The sequence below is a fragment of the Bradyrhizobium sp. 142 genome, from assembly GCF_023074015.1.
Taxonomy (GTDB): Bacteria; Pseudomonadota; Alphaproteobacteria; order Rhizobiales; family Xanthobacteraceae; genus Bradyrhizobium.
This window is the reverse complement of record NZ_JADPKQ010000294.1, coordinates 1-16220: the sequence shown is the minus strand read 5'-3', so window position 1 is coordinate 16220 and position 16220 is coordinate 1. Positions and strand designations below refer to the sequence as shown.

Sequence of the window (16220 nt, the reverse complement as noted above, 5' to 3'; positions counted from 1 at the left end):
TGCATCATTGCACGATGACATCGGCCTGGAGCGCGCCGGCCGTCTTGATCGCCTGGAGGATGGCGATGATGCCGGACGGCTTCAGGCCGATCTGGTTCAGCCCGCGCACCAGGCGCTGGAGATCGACGCCACTGAGGATCGCCACCTGCGATCCGGCCTCGTTGGCCTCGACCACGGTCTGGGGAACGACCACGGTCTGGCCCCGCGAGAACGGCGCCGGCTGCGACACCACCGGTAGCTCGGTGACTCGAACCGTCAGGTTGCCGTGGGTCACGGCCACGGTCGAGATTCGCACGTCACGTCCAATCACCACCGTGCCGGTGCGCTCGTTGATCACAACCCGCGCCGGCGTGTCGGGCTCGACGGTGAGTTCGCCGATTTCGGCAAGGAAGCGGACGGGACCGATATGGCGCGGCTTGGACAGCACGATGGTCCGGAAGTCGCGCTCGAAAGCGATCTGCGCGCGGTAGCGACCGCCGGCGTAGCGGTTGATGGCATCGAGGATTCGCGTCGCGGTGACGAAATCGGGATTCTTGAGCTCCAGTACCAGGAATTCCATTTCATGGAGACTTCCCTGCACCTCGCGCTCGACCAGCGCACCATTTGGGATGCGCCCCGCGGTCGGCGTGCCCTGGCTGACGTTCTGGGCCTGACCTCCGACGCTGTAGCCGGCGACCGTGACGGCGCCTTGGGCCACCGCATAGACCGCACCGTCGGCCGCGCGCAGCGACGTCATCACCAGCGTGCCGCCGAGCAGCGAGGTCGCATCGCCGAGCGACGACACCGTCACGTCCATACGCTCGCCCGGCCCGATCGAGGGCTGCAGGTCCGCCGTTACCATCACGGCGGCGACGTTGCGGGTGCGCAAGGTGGTCGGGCGCGGAGGATTATTGGTGCTCGTCGTCTCGTTCCTGACGTTGATGCCCATATTCTCGAGCATCGATTGCAGGGACTGCTCGGTGAACGGAGCGTTGCGAAGCGTGTCGCCGGTGCCGTTTAGGCCGATGACGAGGCCGTAACCCACGATCTGGTTCTCGCGCAATCCCTTGATGTCCGCGATGTCCTTGATGCGGACGGCAGCCTGTGCGTCAGCCGCGGAGACGACGAGCATCAGCGCAAGCAGAAATCTGATCATGACCCGTCCACGACCTTGACGGTGCCGTCCGGCTGGACGACGCCCCTGATGATCACGCCGGTATCGGTGTTTCGTATCGGGATGAGAGCGCCGGGGGCGCCCGACTGCATCGCCGAGCCATAGGTCACGATCGACAGGCCGCTGTCTTCGACCACGACCTTGACCATGGCGCCGCGGGCAACGGTCCAGGGATCCTCCACCGAATTGGTCGGGATCGGCTGGCCTGGCAGCAACGCGCGCCGCGCCATGCGTCCGACGAGGACCTGGCGTCCTTCGAAGAACATGGCCACGCCGAGCACGTTCGGCGCAAAAGCGCGCTCGGTGATCATGTCGTCCCTGATCAGCTCGCCGGCGCGAATCGACACCGCCGGCACGGGAAGCCGCCGCTCCTCTGCCGCGGCCAAGCGCGCGGAGACGAGAACCAGCAGCGCGGAGGCCAACCCACGCGCGATCAGGCCCACCCTGTTCAACATCGACACACCGGAACTAGCGAAGGCCCTTCGATACGGTCGACGCCATCTCATCCGAAGCCTGGATGACCTTGGCATTCATCTCATAGGCGCGCTGCGCCGAAATCAATTCGGTGATTTCCTTGACGGGATCGACGTTCGAAGCCTCGAGGTACTTCTGGTTGATCTTGCCATAGCCGGCATCGCCCGGCAGACCGACGACGGGCGTACCGGACGCCGTGGTCTCGCGATAGAGATTGCTGCCGAGCGGCTCAAGGCCCGCTTCGTTGGCGAAGTTGGCAAGGTTGAGCTGGCCGATCTGCCGCGGGTTCACTTCCGTATCGAGCTTGGCGAATACTTGTCCCGACTGGTTGACCGTGACCTCGACCGTTCCCTGCGGCACCGTAATCGAAGGATCAAGCAGGTAGCCGTCGGTCGTGACGAGTTGACTGTTGGCATTGGTGTTGAACGAGCCCGCGCGGGTATATTGCACCTCGTTGTTCGGGCCCAGCACCTGAAACCAGCCCCGGCCGTTGATCGCCATGTCATAGGGATTGCCGGTCTGAGTGAGCGCGCCCTGGATGTGCAGCTTGCGAATGGCCGCAGACTTGACGCCGAGGCCGAGATTGGCGCCTTCCGGGATCGGCGACGAACCCGAGACGTTCGAGACGCCCTGCATGCGGTCCATCTGGTAGAACAGATCGGTGAATTCAGCCCGTGCCCGCTTATACGAGGTCGAGTTGATATTGGCGATGTTGTTGGCGATGACTTCGATATTGGTCTGCTGGGCATTCATGCCCGTGGCCGCAATGGCAAGCGATTTCACAGTGTGACTCCTTCAGATCAAATCGACATACGAACGACTTCTTGATAGGCTTGCACGACCTTGTCGCGGACCGCGACCGCCGTCTGCAAGGCCTGCTCGGCCGACATCAGCGCCTCGACGACGCGCCGCGTCGACTCCTTGCCCTGCATCGCCGAGATCGATGCCGCTTCGCCCGCCTTTAGCGTACCGATCGCGTCCGAGGTCACCTGCTTCAGCACGGAGTCGAAGCCGACGCCGTCGCCCGATTGGATTGCGGGCGTCGCCGCCGGCGCGATGGCCTGAGTCTCGGTCGCGCGGGCGACCGCTTGCCCTGCGGAAGTCGCCGTGGAGGAAATCGCCTCTAGCATTGTCAGCTCCTCAGAAGATCGATGGTCATGCCCAGCATCGACCTTACCTGCTTCACCACCTGGAGATTGGCCTCGTAGGATCGGTTGACTTCCCGCATGTCCGCCATCTCGACCATCATGTTGACGTTGGGAAACTTGACGTAGCCGGCCTTGTCGGCGGCCGGATGTCCCGGATCGTACTCCACGCGGTACGGCGTGGTATCGACTCCGATTTCCTTGACCTTCGCGAGCTGCGCACCCGCGGCGCGATCCAACGCAGCATCGAACGTGATCGTCTTGCGCTGATAGGGTTCGGCGCCGGCGGTGCGCCCCGTCGAGCTCGCGTTCGCGAGGTTCTCGGAGACGATGCGCATGCGCGTCGACTGCGCTTCGAGTCCGGAGCTTGCGACGGTCAACGAGGACTGCAGGGCGTCCAGCATGTCAGTTTACCTCAGGCCTTTGCACTGGACAGGACCATGCGGTGAAACGACCGCACGATCGCCGAATTCATCGAATAGTCGCGATTGACGTCGCTGCCCTTGATCATCTCCTGTTCGAGGCTGACCGAGTTTCCGGAGTGAACAACTTCCCAGCTGTCCTTCTTCGCCGTCGCCCGCGTGTCGGTCTCGGCCGCGGAAAGCTGCATGTGCGAAGGCGATGTGGTCGCAAGCCTGACCGGCATTCCATCGAGAACCTTGTTGAAGGGCTCGACGTCGCGTGCCTTGAAGCCCGGCGTGTTGGCGTTGGCGACGTTGGTGGCGATGGTCGACTGACGAAGCTCGAGCCAGCGCGCCTGCGACGATGCGAGTTCAAAGAGATAAAGCGGTCCCACGGCAGTCCCATTCTGGTCCATTCGGGAGAAGCCTAGGGCCACAAGCTTTCCTCAGGCTGATGCGCGGGATGCCGTCCTCGGAACTCTACTGAACGTTCTCAGGCCGCGGCGACTGCTTCGACTGAAGGAAGTAAATGATCTCGGCGACGGGCCGGAAAAATTCGGCCGGAATCACCTGGTCGACCTGAACCGCCTCGTAGAGCGCACGCGCCAGCGCCTTGTTCTCAATCACCGGGATTCTGTTCTCTTCGGCGACCTCGCGGATCTTGAGCGCGAGCGCATCCATGCCCTTGGCCAATACGAGCGGCGCCGGGTTCTCCTCACGGTGATATCGCAGCGCGATCGCAAAATGCGTCGGGTTCGCGATCACCAGCGTCGCACGCGATGCGGACGCGATCATCCGCTGGCGCGAGCGGTCGCGCGCGAGCGAGCGTAGGCGCGCCTTGATCAACGGGTCGCCCTCGGCCTGCTTGTGCTCGTCCTTGATCTCCTGCCGCGTCATGCGCAGCTCGCGCCGCCAGTGGAAGCGCGACCAGGCGAGATCGATTGCGACCAGGACGATCGTCGCGATGCAGATTGCCGAGACGATCCGCATCGCGATGCTGAGAATCATCTCTGGCAGCGCGACAGGATCGGTGTACATGGCCTCGAACGCCCTGGCTTCCGACGAACGCAGCACGACGCCGACGACGACGCTCACCGCGACGAGCTTGAACAGCGACTTGGCGAACTCCACGAGTCCCTGGGTTCCGAACAACCGGCTCCAGCCCTGCACCGGCGAAATTCGCGAAAGGTCCGGCTGGATGCGCTCGAGCACGAGGCGTGGCGCGTTCTGGAGCAGCGAGGCGGCCAGGCCGAACACCGCCATGATGACGACCAGCGGCACCAGGAATCGCAGCGCCTGGAGGCCGACCACGGTGAGCAGGTTCTGCGCCTCTGCCCCCGTGCTCAGCGGAAAGCCCTCGGGATCGTCGAGAAAGCTCGTCAGGGTCGGCGTCAGTTGCTGCACGCCCTGACCGATCAGGAAGGCCTGTATGACCATCAGCGCCGCCATCGACGCGAAGATGGAAGCCTCCCGAGAGACCGGGATTTTGCCCTGTTCGAGCGCATCGCGGACTTTCTTCTCGGTCGGCTCTTCTGTTTTGCTCTCCTGGTCGGATGATTCTGCCATGCCCTGTCAGCGGTCAGCGGAAGACCAGCTCATCCTCCTGCTCGGGGTTGAGCTCGATTTCACCCTTCTCCGCGAGGTCGAGTGCAAGGTCGGTGATCACTCGCCGCGCCTCGAGCACGTCGCGCTGGTTCGACGGCTCGCCGATGGCCAGTTCGTGCTCGACGACGCGCCGGACGCGCGAGGCGACCGAGGACAGGATCAGTTCCCGGAAATGCTTGTCGGTGCCCTTCAGGGCGATGACGATGCGGTCGGTCGGCACCTGGTCGAAAATCATGGTGCGCGCCTTCGGGGTCAGATGGATGACGTCGTCGAAGGTGAACAGCAACTCCTTCAGCACTTCGGCCGACTTCGGCCGCTTTTCCGACAGGCTCTTCAGCATGTCCTCGATGTGGCCACGCTCCATCTTGTTGATGATATCGGCCACGCGGGCGTAGGTATCCGCGCCGAGATTTCGGGCAAAGTTGAGCGTCAGGTCCTCGTGCAGCGTCTTTTCCAGGACCTTCATGGCGTCGTCGACGATCGGCTTCAGGCTGAGCACGCGCCGCATCAGCTCATTGCGCAGGCTCGAGGGAAGCTGGCTCATGACCTTGGCGGCGCACGCCGGCTTGACCTTGGACAGGATGAGCGCCGCGGTCTGCGGATGCTCCTTGGAGAGATAGCTCGCGAGCGAGTTTTCCGACACCGACGAGACGCGCTCCCAGACCGACCGGCTCGAATTGCCGAGCAGATCCGACATGATCGCCGAGACCTGGTCGGCCGGAAGCACGTCGCCGAGCACCGCTTCCAGGCCGCCGAGGGTGCCGAGAATGTTGGCACCCATCGAGAACTGCTGGGCGAACTCCTCGACGATACCCTCCAGCTCCTGCGCCGTGATCGGCCGCAGCTCCGCCGCGGCCTTGGTGACGATGCGGATCTCCTGCGGCTCGAATTGCTGGAGCACGCTCGCGGCCGCCTGCCGGCCCATGGCCAGCAGGAGCGCCGCGACCTTTTCCGTTCCACCGAGCGTGGCAACGCCTCGCAGCTTGATGGGCGCGATGCCGACCTGTGCCGCCATGGTCAGGTTTCACCCTGCCCCAGCGGCCCGACAATCTCGGTCAGCGAGACGCCGAAGCGGGAATTGTCCTCTTCGACAACGACGACCTCGCCGCGTGCGACGACGCGGCCGTTGACCACCACATCGACGGGCTCACCGACCCTGTGGTCGAGCGGTACCACGGCGCCGCGTCCAAGTTTCATCAGGTTTGCCACCGGGATGGTCGCCGAGCCCAGCACCACCTGCATGGTGACGGGGATACGCAGGATCGCATCGACATTGGCGAACTTGCCGGTCTCCTCCGCCGTACGAGCGGCGATCTCCGCCAACCGCTCCAGCGGAGACGTCTCGGTGTCTGCCGATGCAGATGCAGACTCATAGTCGAACGATTGCGCCATTTGGTATCGCCTCTTGGTATTTCCAGTCCCGGAGCGCCGCCCCTGGATCATTCCCCCGCCTGCGGGCCGCCGTCAGATGACGTTTTGATCGTAAATGTCCCGCAAGCCCCAAATTCAATGCGTGTTCGCCTCGGTGCCGCTCGTGCTCGTCGCGGGCGCAAGGCCGCGCCGCGCATCCAGCGCCGCGATCGCTTCGTGAGCCTGATCGATCTTCGCGCTCAGCACGTTGGCGAGCCGCCCGAGATTTGCGGTGGAATCGTGCGCCGCGGTGATGACCGTATCGAAGGCGCCCGCTGTCTCGTGGACGATGGTCGAAAATTCGCCCTGGTAGCTGCGCAGCCGCGCCAGTTCGCGGTGCATCCGCGTCACCCGCATGCTGGTGAAGGCGAGCGCAATCAGCAGCACCGCATCAACGAGATAGGATATCATCGACGAACTCCCGTTTCTGATCGACGGGATCAGCCACCTGCATGGCGTAATAGCCATCAAGCTGGCCGATCTGACACCAGAACAGCACCTGGTTGTTGCTCTCGAGCCGAGCCAGCGTACGCGGCGTGGCTTCGAGTTCGAGGACCTGCCCGACCTGGAACTTCACGACGTCGCCGAGGGAGATCATCTTTTCGTCGAGCACGGCGCTCAGCGTAACTTCGGTGCGATGGACCTCGCTCTCCATCTGCTCGCGCCAGCGCGGATCGGACGCCCGGCCGTCGCTGACGACCACGGTCGCGAGCTTCTGGCGCAACGGATTGAGTGCAGAGTGCGGGATGATCAGGAACATCTGGCCGCCGCGATAGAGCGCCTGCAGCATGATGTTGGCACAGATCGACATGTTGCCGCTGCGCCCGATTGCCAGCGAAGCCATCGCCGTCTCGACCCGCTCGACGCGGAAGGTGACGTTGGAGGTGCCGGCGAAGGAGGATTGCAGTGCCTTGGCGAAGCGCTCGAACAGCGCCTGGACCAGGCGGATTTCGATGTTCGAGAAGGACCGTTCGACGTCGAGCGGCGGTTCGGCGCCGTCGGAACCGAACATCGCCTCGACCATCGTGAACACGAAATCGCGGTCAAGCATGATCAGGATTCTGGAATCCCACTGCTCGGCATAGAGCACCGCCGCGACGGCATTGGCCTCGTAGTCCTTGATGATGTCGCCAACGCGCCCGTTCGTGATGCCGTTGACGGAGAAATAGCAGGGCGTTCCGGCTATCGGCTGGAGGCTGTCCGTGCACGATGCCGCCATGCGATCGAAGATCACATTGAGCATCGGCATACGCTCGATCGATATGCCGGCAGCGTCCAGCAGGTAGTTCGGCAGCCGCTTCTGCTGATCGACGTCGAGGTCTTCCGTCATCATGCGCGTGCAGCCTTCGGTTCGGCATCGGTCGCGACGGCCTTGGGACCGGCGATCGTCTCGTTCTCTACGACGTCGATCGACGGCCGCTCGGTACTGGCGATCATCTTGCGACCGTGCTCGACGGCGATTTGCGGCATGGCACCGTTCATGAACGCAAGCAGCGTCTGCTTGACGATGATGTAGGGCCGGCAGCGCTTCTCGCGCGTCAACTTGATCTTCAGCGCGAAGGGGGAAATGATGCCATAGGACAGGAAGATGCCGGCGAAGGTGCCGACGAGCGCCGCACCGATGAAGCCGCCCAGGAGCTTCGGCGACTGGTCGAGCGCGCCCATGGCCTTGATGACGCCGAGCACTGCGGCGACGATGCCGAGCGCCGGCAGAGCCTCGGACACCACCACCAGCGCATGGTAGGGCGACAGCTTGCTCTTCACGATGGTATGGATTTCCTCGTCCATCAGCGCCTCGATCTCGTGCGTGCGCGCATTCCCCATGATGATGAGGCGGACATAGTCGCAGATGAACTGGAGCAGCGAGGCATCCCCGAGCACGCTCGGGAACGCCTTGAAGATCTCGGAGGACGCGGGATCGTCGATATGCGCCTCGACCTCGTTGCGGCCCTTGCCCCGCAGCTCTCGCATCAGGGCATGGAGAGCGCCGAGCAGATCGAGATAGTAGCGCTCACCGGGCACCGCGCCGGTGACGGCCTGCGCGCACGCAAGCCCGGTATCCACGACCACCTTCCACGGATTGGCCATGATGAAGGTGCCGGCCGCGGTGCCCATGATGATCACGAACTCCCACGGCTGCATCAGCACGCCCAGATGCCCGCCCATGGCGGCAAATCCGCCGAGCAGCGCCGCTACCGTGATGACGATCCCCACGAAACTGCCCAACACGCCGCTCCATCACCGATCCCATCGGGAATAACTAGCCGGCGACGCTTGCGCGAAGCTGGCTTCCCCCTCGCCAGCCCCGCGCAAGCAACTGGCGGCAGCTTGAGACGACGTCGCAATGGCGGCCAGAGGGGCGCGTGTCATGCTATCCACGATCGCGGACTACACCAGACTGACCAAGGACATGGGCAAGTCGCTGACGCAGGTCGCGAAGCAGCCGGATGTCAGCCGCGAGACCGATTATTTCTTCAGCCATATCGGCAACGTGAAGACCATCGACGATTTCCTGAAGGACTATCGCCTCTACTCCTATGCGATGAAGGCCTATGGCCTCAGCGACATGGTCTACGCCAAGGCGTTCATGCGCAAGGTGCTGACCGAGGGGATCGCGAACAAGGACACCTTCGCCAACAAGCTGACCGACACCCGCTACCGGGAATTCGCCGCCGCCTTCAACTTTGCTGCCCTCGGCAGCAAGGCGACCCAGACCGCCGCGGCCACGACCGGCACGGCAACCCAATATGTCACGCAGACGATGGAGCAGAAGGCCGGCGACCAGAACGAGGGCCTGCGGCTGGCGCTCTACTTCACGCGCAAGGCCTCCACGATCAAGAATTCCTACCAGATTCTCGCGGACAAGGCGCTGACGCAGGTGGTCCAGACAGCGCTCGGCCTGTCGTCGACCATCAGCTCGGCTGACATCGACGCCCAGGCCAAGATGATCACCAGCAAGATCAAGCTTACTGATTTCCAGGACCCGACCAAGGTCAACAAATTCGTGCAACGCTTTGCCGCGATGTGGGATGCAGTCCAGGCCCAGAGCGACAACTCGACCAACCCCGCGCTGGTCCTGATCGGCGGCGCGTCGACGACGACCAGCATGGATACCGACATGCTCTCGAAACTTCAATCCATCCGGTTCGGAAAGTAAGTCATGCAATCGGCTCTCTATGTGGGATTGTCGGCACAAGTCGCTCTTGAAAAGCGCCTCCAGACGATCGCCAACAACGTCGCCAACGTCAACACGGCGGCGTTTCGCACCGACGTGGTGAAATTCGAGACCGTGCTGTCGCGCGCTGGTGCGAACCCCGTCGCGTTCTCCTCGCCCGGCGACAACATCATCTCGCGCGAACTCGGCAATATCACCGAGAGCGGCAACCCGCTCGACGTCGCCGTGGTCGGACAGGGCTGGCTCGCCTTCGCCGGTCCGAACGGCACGGTCTATACCCGTGACGGCCGGCTCCAGATCGCTCCCAACGGCGACCTTCAGACCGTGACCGGTTTCCCTGTCGTCGATTCCGGCGGTGCGCAGATCACGCTCGACCCGAACGGCGGACCGGTCTCGATCTCGCGCAGCGGTGCGATTACCCAGGACAACAACGAGATCGGCACCATCGGCCTGTTCAACATTCCCGCCGATGCCAATCTCGAGCGCTACGGCAATTCCGGTGTCACGCCCGACCGGCCTGCGACCGCCATCTCCGATTTCGCCCGAGACGGCTTCAAGCAAGGCTATGTCGAGGGCTCCGGCGCCAATCCGATGATGGAATTGACGAAGCTGATGTCGGCCTCGCGCGCCTTCGACGGCACGAATTCGCTGGTCGAGGGCACGGAGAGCGCGCTCCAGAACGCAATCCGGACGCTGGGCGATCCCGGCAGGTAGACTGCGCCTCGTGCGCAATGAGAGTGGACGGTTTCCTTGAACGCTCTTCGGCAACTTGAGTGGGCGCTGCTGGAGCTTCAGCAGAGCACTCCCCTTGCAAGCGTCAGCGGCGCGATCTCGGAGATCGCGCCGACGCATTTCCGTGTTTCCGGCCTGTCGCGCTTCGTCAGGCTCGGCGAGCTCATTGGCGTCAATTCGGGCGGCAGGCCCCAGATCGGCGAGGTGGTGCGGATCGACAGCGAAGGCATCATCGCCAAACCGTTCGACCGCCAGTTCGCGGGCGGCCTTGGCTCGGTCGCCTACCGGATGCCGCCCTTGTCCTTCGCGCCCGATCCGAGCTGGAAGGGACGCGTCATCAACGCGCTCGGCGCGCCGCTCGACGGACAGGGCCCCCTCACTCCGGGATCGCGGACCGTCTCCGCCGAGGCGGAGGCGCCTTCGGCCATGAAGCGCGCCCGTGTTCACAAGCCGCTGCGCACCGGCGTGCGCGTCATCGATCTGTTCGCGCCGATCTGCGCCGGCCAGCGCGTCGGCATCTTTGCCGGCTCCGGCGTCGGCAAGTCGACGCTGCTCGCGATGCTCGCCCGCAGCGAAGGTTTTGACACCGTCGTCCTTGCCCTGGTCGGCGAACGCGGCCGAGAGGTGCGCGAATTCATCGAGGACGTGCTCGGCACCAACCGCAACCGCGCCGTCGCCATTGTGTCGACGGGAGATGAAAGCCCGATGATGCGGCGTTTGGCGCCGAAGACCGCGATGGCGGTCGCCGAATATTTTCGTGATCGGGGCGAATCGGTCCTGCTCGTGCTCGATTCGATCACCCGTTTCGCCCACGCCGCCCGCGAAGTCGCCCTCGCCGCCGGCGAACCGGCGGTCGCGCGCGGTTATGCGCCGACGGTCTTCACCGACCTGCCGCGCCTCCTCGAGCGGGCCGGCCCCGGCGAGGAGGGAACCGGCACGATCACCGGCATTTTCTCCGTGTTGGTCGACGGCGACGATCACAACGAGCCGATTGCCGATACCATCCGCGGCACGCTCGATGGGCACATCGTGCTCAGCCGGCACATCGCCGACCAGGCGCGCTATCCGGCCGTGGACGTGCTGGCCTCAGTCTCTCGCCTCGCCCATAACGTTTGGGACCCAGAGGAGCGCGAGCTGGTGAGCAAGCTGCGCACCATGATCGCCAAATACGAGGACACCCGCGACCTTCGGCTGATGGGCGGATATCAGTCGGGACGTGATTCGGGTCTCGACCAGGCGGTCGACATGGTGCCGCGGATCTACAACGCGATGCGGCAGGACGCCTCGGCGCCGCCAAGCGCCGATCCGTTTCGCGAGCTCAGAGACATGCTCAAGGGCGGCTAATCAGGGAAGACGGCGCGCGCTTCGCGCCCGCGCTCTCCCCTGCTCGCTTTTTTCAACAATCGATCGCGCATGGCACCCCGCTTCCGGCGCATGCCAATGCATCGCCGCTATCAGCCTGGGCATCAACCATCCGCATGGGCAGCGCGCGGCCGTGGCGAAAACGACCGAACGCATCCTTCTGCGATCGCCGGCCGAACAACCGGCGCGTGCATTCCCTCCGAGTTCCCCTGGCGACCCATCGCACAAGGTTGTGGATGACATGCCCATGCACATCGTCGTCATGCACAAGCTTCGATCAACTTGCATCAACGACGGACAACAACATGCTGTGCAATTAAACCGTCGTATAGTTGCGTGCATGTTGCTTGCGGAGCGGCGTATTGTGTTCACTATCATGTGTCCCGAACAGCGAGATTGTCTTGAACGTTACATTCGCCTGCAGCGACATCCGGTCTCGAGGGGTGTCTCTACTTGATTTTGTTGAGAAGCTCATTCATCGTTTCAGTGGAGTATAAGAAACGCGTGGCTTGTGACTTGAACGTTTAGGGGCTTCGGTTGAACAACTCCGATCCATCGTCCGCTGGTGACGGCAACTCGGACTCCACGGCGACGACGCGATTGACATGCGATCAGCGACGCAGCCTCCTGCTCCGGACGATGCAACGCCCATGGGTCGAGGTCGGGCGCGTTGCAGTCCGTGCGTTCGAACGAGAGCCGGGTATGACGTGCTCATCGGACAGCTTCGGCCGTCCGATGTCTCTCGATGGATTCGCGAGCCAGGGCGCAAGGCGGCTTCGGGACGCCGCAGACGAAGTTCCGGGGACGAGGTAGATTCATGCCATTGGCACGCGAGGCCGTCGAGCTGCTGGTTCAGGCGGCCAGGGCTTGGTATTTCGAAGGCAACCAGCACGGATTACGAGATCGGGAATGGATGGCGCTGCGCTTTCTGGGCCGAGCCAACAGGTTTTCGCGCACGCCGTCCGCGCTCGCCGGTTTCATCGGTGCCACCAGGGCGACTGCATCGCAGATCGTGAAGACGCTGGAGAGCAAGTCCTTCCTGGTGCGGAAGCCCTCGCCCGAGGACAAGCGCTCCGTCGTACTCAACGTCACGGCGCAGGGCGAGAAATACCTAAGCCAGCACGATCCGGTCAATCACGTGGTGAATGCGGTCACGGCACTCGGCACCGAAGAATGCATCAAGCTGCGCGATTCGCTGCGAGATATCCTCAATCACCTCGATGCGGCACATCAGCGACTCGATGCCAGCATCTGCCGGGATTGCATGTTTCTCGCCGAACGCAGTCCCAGCACGAGCAAGGGACGTGCGACCGCCGAATTCATGTGCCGGCTGTACCGCGCCCCGGTCTCGCTCCAGGAGACCGAACTGCTCTGCACGAGTTTTGAGCGCACCCGCGACCGCCCGAAGATCGAGGAACATCTCGATCGCGCCCGCGTCGCGAGCCAGGGCTGACGCCGCGCGCAATTTCCGGGGTGAATGGCGTGGCCTGGGTTTGCGGAAGTTTCGCGGCCTGGTTCGCCGTAAGCGCTCCCGTTGCTCGATGGTCGCGCCCGAGGCTGCCGCATCCACCGCAACCCGGCCCGCGGCGATAAATCCGAATCTCGAGAAAGCGTATTCTTGAGGTGGCGGCTCGTCACAGCTGTCTCGTTGTCGGGCTCGCCAAGAACGAAGCGAGAATATTGACGCTGCCTTGTATGCATTATCCCAGTTGCCATTGTGGGATACTTCGCCTTACATGCCCCTAATCGCCCTCGGATCACGGCCGGGGCCCAAAAATCACGCGATTTATAGGGAAGAGCATGGCGCGCAACATTTTGATTCTCGGAGCTTCTTACGGTTCCCTGCTGGGCACGAAGCTCTTGATGGCCGGGCACAACGTCACCCTGGTCTGCCGCGCCAAGACCGCGGAGCTGATCAACCGCGACGGCACCGAGGTGCGCATCAAGTTGCGTGACGAGGCGGTGCACCGGGCGATCTTCTCGCGCGACCTGCCCGGCAAGCTGGACGCCGTGACGCCGGCCGACGTCGACGTCTCCCGCTACGACATGGTCGGCCTTGCCATGCAGGAGCCGCAATACGCCAACCACACGGTTCGCGTTCTCATGGTTAGGATCGCCGCGGCGAAGCTGCCGTGCCTGTCGATCATGAACATGCCGCCGCTGCCCTATCTTAAGCGGATTCCGTCGCTCGCAGGCATGGAGCTCGAGGAGGCCTACACCAATGCGCAGGTATGGGAGCGGTTCGAGCCGGGACTGGTGACGCTGTGCTCGCCCGATCCGCAGGCATTCCGTCCGCCGGAAGAGGCGGCAAACGTGCTTCATGTCGGCCTGCCCACGAACTTCAAGGCGTCGGTATTCGCCGACGACAAGCACAACAAGGTGCTGCGCGAGCTCGAAGCCGACATCGACGCCGTGACGCTCGATGGCCACGACGTGCCGGTGAAGCTGAAGGTGTTCTCTTCGCTGTTCGTCCCGCTGGCGAAATGGTCGATGCTGCTGACCGGCAACTACCGCTGCATCACACAGCACGAGGCACAGTCGATCCGCGACGCCGTGCACGGCGATCTCGCGCGCTCGCAGACGATCTACGACCATGTCGATGCCATCGCCCGGAAGCTCGGCGCCGATCCGCAGGACCAGGTGCCGTTCGCGAAATACGCCAAGGCTGCCGAAAGCCTGCTCAAGCCGTCATCGGCGGCGCGCGCGGTTGCGAGCGGTGCTCCTTTTATCGAGCGCGTCGACTTGTTGGTGAAGCTGATCTCGCATCAGCTCGGCGCGCCCAATGCCGAGATCGACCGCACCGTCGAAACCGTGGACCTGAAGCTGAACGAGAAGATCGTGCAGGGCGGATCCGGCGCGCAGTAGCGGCACGCCGTGGCCTTCATTCCGATCGATCCTCATCGACCCGCAGGCCTCCAGACGAGCGTGACCGCAGCGGGCAGGAACTCGGATCCCGCGCGATTCCGGATGACGCGGACGACGATCCCCACCCTCCAACTGTCGAATCACGCCTGAACTCCGCCGTGGGCAACGCGACGCGTTTTGTCGCGTGCCGCTCGACGCGCCCCGGCCGGGTTGATAAGCCCCTGTCCGCGAATGAAGGGGTCTGAGTCGGGACATGACGGTTGCGATCGAGATGGGGCAGACCATTGCGGGCGCCGCGGCGGCCTTGGACCTCGAAGAACTGCTGGCGACCCGCCTCCTGGTGCAGGGCAATTCGGGCTCCGGCAAATCGCATCTGCTGCGGCGGCTGCTGGAACAGAGCGCGCCCTGGGTGCAGCAGGCCATCATCGACCCCGAGGGCGACTTCGTCACGCTGGCCGAGCATTTCGGCCATCTCGTGATCGAGGCCGAGGATCATACCGAGCGCGGCCTTCAGGTCGCCGGCGAACGCGCGCGGCTGCATCGCGTCTCCACCGTGCTCAATCTCGAAGGGCTGGATGCCGAGAACCAGATGCGGCGCGCAGCGGCTTTCCTCGGCGGTCTCTTCGACGTGGATCGCGACCACTGGTACCCAATGCTGGTGGTGGTGGACGAGGCGCAGCTGTTCGCACCGGCGGTCGCGGGCGAGGTGTCGGACGAGGCGCGAAAGCTCTCGCTCGGTGCCATGACGAACCTGATGTGCCGTGGCCGCAAGCGCGGACTGGCCGGGATCATCGCGACCCAGCGATTGGCAAAGCTTGCCAAGAACGTCGCGGCGGAGGCCTCCAATTTCCTGATGGGCCGGACCTTCCTCGACATCGACATGGCGCGCGCCGCCGATCTGCTCGGGATGGAGCGGCGTCAGGCGGAGACGTTTCGCGATCTCGAGCGCGGACAGTTCATGGCGCTCGGCCCGGCGCTGTCACGCCGTCCGCTGCGCCTGCATATCGGCGCGACGGACACCAAGCCGCGCAATTCCACGCCCCGGCTCATGCCGATGCCGGAAGCGACGCTGGAGGATGCGCGCGCCGTGATCCTGGCTGCGCCACCGCCCGATGCCAGCCGGCCGCAGCGTCGGCCGGCGCCCGATCTCCTCGAACAGCTCCGGGCCGCAAAGGCCGCCGCCCCGGAAATCCGGCCTGAAGCGATCGAACTGCCGGCGAGCGCTGAGGAGTTGGCGGACCGGCGCGAGCGCGTGGACCGGACCTTGCGCGCCGTGCTTGCCGAGCCGGATGCCGGCTTCCGCGCTATCGGCGTGCTCTATCAGGAGTTCGTGGTTCGCTGCCGTATCGAAGGCCTCGGCTCGGCCGTGCCCGACCTCACCGAATTCCGCCGCATGTTGACGCGTGCACGCGCGGGACTTGGCGCTGAGCTTGCCGAGGATGATGCCTGGCAGGATGTGTCGCTCCGCGCCTCGATCCTGCCCGAAGACATGCAGGGCGTGTTCATGATGATCGCGCGCGCGGCGAAGGAAGGCTGGCCGTGTCCCGGCGATGCCGTGATCGCGCGCGCCTATGGCTCGCATTCGCTGCGCCGGGCACAGCGCTTGCTGAGCTACATGGAGGAGCAAGGCTTGATCGTATGCCAGCTCGACGGTTCCGGACGCAGGTTCGTGACGCTGGTCGAGCTCGCCTGGGCTACGGCGCCCGGCGATCCCAACGCCGATGATCTGCCTGTCGAGCAGGCTCAGAGCGTTGCCTCGACTTGAGCCACGAAGAAGGTGCGCTCCCTCTCCCGCTTGCGCAGGGCTGTCCCGGGAAAATCACACATAGATGAGCTCCAGCTGGTCGAGAGAGAACCTGGGCTTTGGCTTGCTGGGATTGACTGGCGGAGGCTTGTCG

The 16220-nt window shown here is 64.0% G+C and carries 18 protein-coding genes; 6 read left to right on the top strand and 12 right to left on the bottom strand.

The window, feature by feature from the left end:
* Nucleotides 1–4: 4 nt before the first annotated feature.
* The 12 genes from flgI to motA all read right to left on the bottom strand — a co-directional run bounded on the left by flgI (nucleotide 5) and on the right by motA (nucleotide 8414).
* Entirely contained in the window at nucleotides 5–1135 is a 1131-nt protein-coding gene (gene flgI / locus IVA82_RS25880) for a flagellar basal body P-ring protein FlgI (protein WP_247389699.1), read from the bottom strand.
* A complete protein-coding gene (flgA, locus tag IVA82_RS25875; RefSeq protein ID WP_247389698.1) occupies nucleotides 1132–1608 on the bottom strand; it encodes a flagellar basal body P-ring formation chaperone FlgA in 477 nt (158 codons plus the stop codon). The genes flgI and flgA overlap by 4 nt, the downstream gene beginning before the upstream one ends.
* A 13-nt stretch (nucleotides 1609–1621) precedes the next feature.
* A complete protein-coding gene (gene flgG / locus IVA82_RS25870) occupies nucleotides 1622–2410 on the bottom strand; it encodes a flagellar basal-body rod protein FlgG (RefSeq protein ID WP_247389697.1) in 789 nt (262 codons plus the stop codon).
* A gap of 17 nt (nucleotides 2411–2427) precedes the next feature.
* A complete protein-coding gene (locus IVA82_RS25865) occupies nucleotides 2428–2757 on the bottom strand; it encodes a flagellar hook-basal body complex protein FliE (RefSeq protein ID WP_247389696.1) in 330 nt (109 codons plus the stop codon).
* A 2-nt stretch (nucleotides 2758–2759) separates the two neighbouring features.
* Nucleotides 2760–3176, bottom strand: a complete 417-nt coding sequence (flgC, locus tag IVA82_RS25860; RefSeq protein WP_247389695.1) for a flagellar basal body rod protein FlgC — start codon at nucleotides 3174–3176, stop codon at nucleotides 2760–2762.
* An 11-nt stretch (nucleotides 3177–3187) separates the two neighbouring features.
* Complete coding sequence (gene flgB, locus IVA82_RS25855; RefSeq protein WP_247389694.1) at nucleotides 3188–3589, bottom strand: flagellar basal body rod protein FlgB; 402 nt, start codon at nucleotides 3587–3589, stop codon at nucleotides 3188–3190.
* A 64-nt stretch (nucleotides 3590–3653) separates the two neighbouring features.
* A complete protein-coding gene (gene flhB / locus IVA82_RS25850) occupies nucleotides 3654–4739 on the bottom strand; it encodes a flagellar biosynthesis protein FlhB (protein ID WP_247389693.1) in 1086 nt (361 codons plus the stop codon).
* 13 nt (nucleotides 4740–4752) lie between these two features.
* Nucleotides 4753–5793, bottom strand: coding sequence for a flagellar motor switch protein FliG (locus IVA82_RS25845; protein WP_247389692.1), 1041 nt, complete (start codon nucleotides 5791–5793; stop codon nucleotides 4753–4755).
* A 2-nt stretch (nucleotides 5794–5795) separates the two neighbouring features.
* The gene (fliN, locus tag IVA82_RS25840; protein WP_148738834.1) at nucleotides 5796–6170 is read right to left on the bottom strand and encodes a flagellar motor switch protein FliN; all 375 of its coding nucleotides are present in this window, start codon (nucleotides 6168–6170) and stop codon (nucleotides 5796–5798) included.
* 114 nt (nucleotides 6171–6284) lie between these two features.
* Nucleotides 6285–6599 (bottom strand): hypothetical protein, encoded by a 315-nt coding sequence (locus IVA82_RS25835; RefSeq protein ID WP_247389691.1) that lies wholly within the window; start codon nucleotides 6597–6599, stop codon nucleotides 6285–6287.
* Nucleotides 6580–7521: a FliM/FliN family flagellar motor switch protein gene (locus IVA82_RS25830; protein WP_148738836.1), complete on the bottom strand. Its 942-nt coding sequence runs from the start codon at nucleotides 7519–7521 to the stop codon at nucleotides 6580–6582. The genes IVA82_RS25835 and IVA82_RS25830 overlap by 20 nt, the downstream gene beginning before the upstream one ends.
* A complete protein-coding gene (gene motA, locus IVA82_RS25825) occupies nucleotides 7518–8414 on the bottom strand; it encodes a flagellar motor stator protein MotA (RefSeq protein ID WP_148738837.1) in 897 nt (298 codons plus the stop codon). The genes IVA82_RS25830 and motA overlap by 4 nt, the downstream gene beginning before the upstream one ends.
* Before the next feature lie 142 nt (nucleotides 8415–8556).
* On the opposite strand from motA, the gene IVA82_RS25820 reads away from it, so the two are divergent.
* The 6 genes from IVA82_RS25820 to IVA82_RS25795 all read left to right on the top strand — a co-directional run bounded on the left by IVA82_RS25820 (nucleotide 8557) and on the right by IVA82_RS25795 (nucleotide 16087).
* Nucleotides 8557–9345, top strand: a complete 789-nt coding sequence (locus IVA82_RS25820; protein WP_187435769.1) for a DUF1217 domain-containing protein — start codon at nucleotides 8557–8559, stop codon at nucleotides 9343–9345.
* Between the two features lie 3 nt (nucleotides 9346–9348).
* Entirely contained in the window at nucleotides 9349–10077 is a 729-nt protein-coding gene (gene flgF / locus IVA82_RS25815) for a flagellar basal-body rod protein FlgF (RefSeq protein WP_247389690.1), read from the top strand.
* A 36-nt stretch (nucleotides 10078–10113) separates the two neighbouring features.
* Nucleotides 10114–11439, top strand: a complete 1326-nt coding sequence (gene fliI, locus IVA82_RS25810) for a flagellar protein export ATPase FliI (RefSeq protein ID WP_247389689.1) — start codon at nucleotides 10114–10116, stop codon at nucleotides 11437–11439.
* A gap of 835 nt (nucleotides 11440–12274) precedes the next feature.
* A complete protein-coding gene (locus tag IVA82_RS25805) occupies nucleotides 12275–12910 on the top strand; it encodes a MarR family transcriptional regulator (protein ID WP_148738842.1) in 636 nt (211 codons plus the stop codon).
* 347 nt (nucleotides 12911–13257) lie between these two features.
* Nucleotides 13258–14322 (top strand): 2-dehydropantoate 2-reductase, encoded by a 1065-nt coding sequence (locus IVA82_RS25800; RefSeq protein WP_247389688.1) that lies wholly within the window; start codon nucleotides 13258–13260, stop codon nucleotides 14320–14322.
* 253 nt (nucleotides 14323–14575) lie between these two features.
* Nucleotides 14576–16087, top strand: coding sequence for an ATP-binding protein (locus IVA82_RS25795; protein WP_247389687.1), 1512 nt, complete (start codon nucleotides 14576–14578; stop codon nucleotides 16085–16087).
* Nucleotides 16088–16220 lie beyond the last annotated feature (133 nt).

Coding starts and splice junctions, on each gene's coding strand:
- IVA82_RS25865 (WP_247389696.1), bottom strand. CDS start 2,757: ATGCTAGAGGCGATTTCCTCCACGGCGACTTCCGCAGGGCAAGCGGTC.
- IVA82_RS25795 (WP_247389687.1), top strand. CDS start 14,576: ATGACGGTTGCGATCGAGATGGGGCAGACCATTGCGGGCGCCGCGGCG.
- flgC (WP_247389695.1), bottom strand. CDS start 3,176: ATGCTGGACGCCCTGCAGTCCTCGTTGACCGTCGCAAGCTCCGGACTC.
- flgA (WP_247389698.1), bottom strand. CDS start 1,608: ATGTTGAACAGGGTGGGCCTGATCGCGCGTGGGTTGGCCTCCGCGCTG.
- flgI (WP_247389699.1), bottom strand. CDS start 1,135: ATGATCAGATTTCTGCTTGCGCTGATGCTCGTCGTCTCCGCGGCTGAC.
- IVA82_RS25845 (WP_247389692.1), bottom strand. CDS start 5,793: ATGGCGGCACAGGTCGGCATCGCGCCCATCAAGCTGCGAGGCGTTGCC.
- IVA82_RS25805 (WP_148738842.1), top strand. CDS start 12,275: ATGCCATTGGCACGCGAGGCCGTCGAGCTGCTGGTTCAGGCGGCCAGG.
- IVA82_RS25820 (WP_187435769.1), top strand. CDS start 8,557: ATGCTATCCACGATCGCGGACTACACCAGACTGACCAAGGACATGGGC.
- flhB (WP_247389693.1), bottom strand. CDS start 4,739: ATGGCAGAATCATCCGACCAGGAGAGCAAAACAGAAGAGCCGACCGAG.
- fliN (WP_148738834.1), bottom strand. CDS start 6,170: ATGGCGCAATCGTTCGACTATGAGTCTGCATCTGCATCGGCAGACACC.
- IVA82_RS25835 (WP_247389691.1), bottom strand. CDS start 6,599: ATGATATCCTATCTCGTTGATGCGGTGCTGCTGATTGCGCTCGCCTTC.
- IVA82_RS25800 (WP_247389688.1), top strand. CDS start 13,258: ATGGCGCGCAACATTTTGATTCTCGGAGCTTCTTACGGTTCCCTGCTG.
- IVA82_RS25830 (WP_148738836.1), bottom strand. CDS start 7,521: ATGATGACGGAAGACCTCGACGTCGATCAGCAGAAGCGGCTGCCGAAC.
- flgB (WP_247389694.1), bottom strand. CDS start 3,589: ATGGACCAGAATGGGACTGCCGTGGGACCGCTTTATCTCTTTGAACTC.
- flgF (WP_247389690.1), top strand. CDS start 9,349: ATGCAATCGGCTCTCTATGTGGGATTGTCGGCACAAGTCGCTCTTGAA.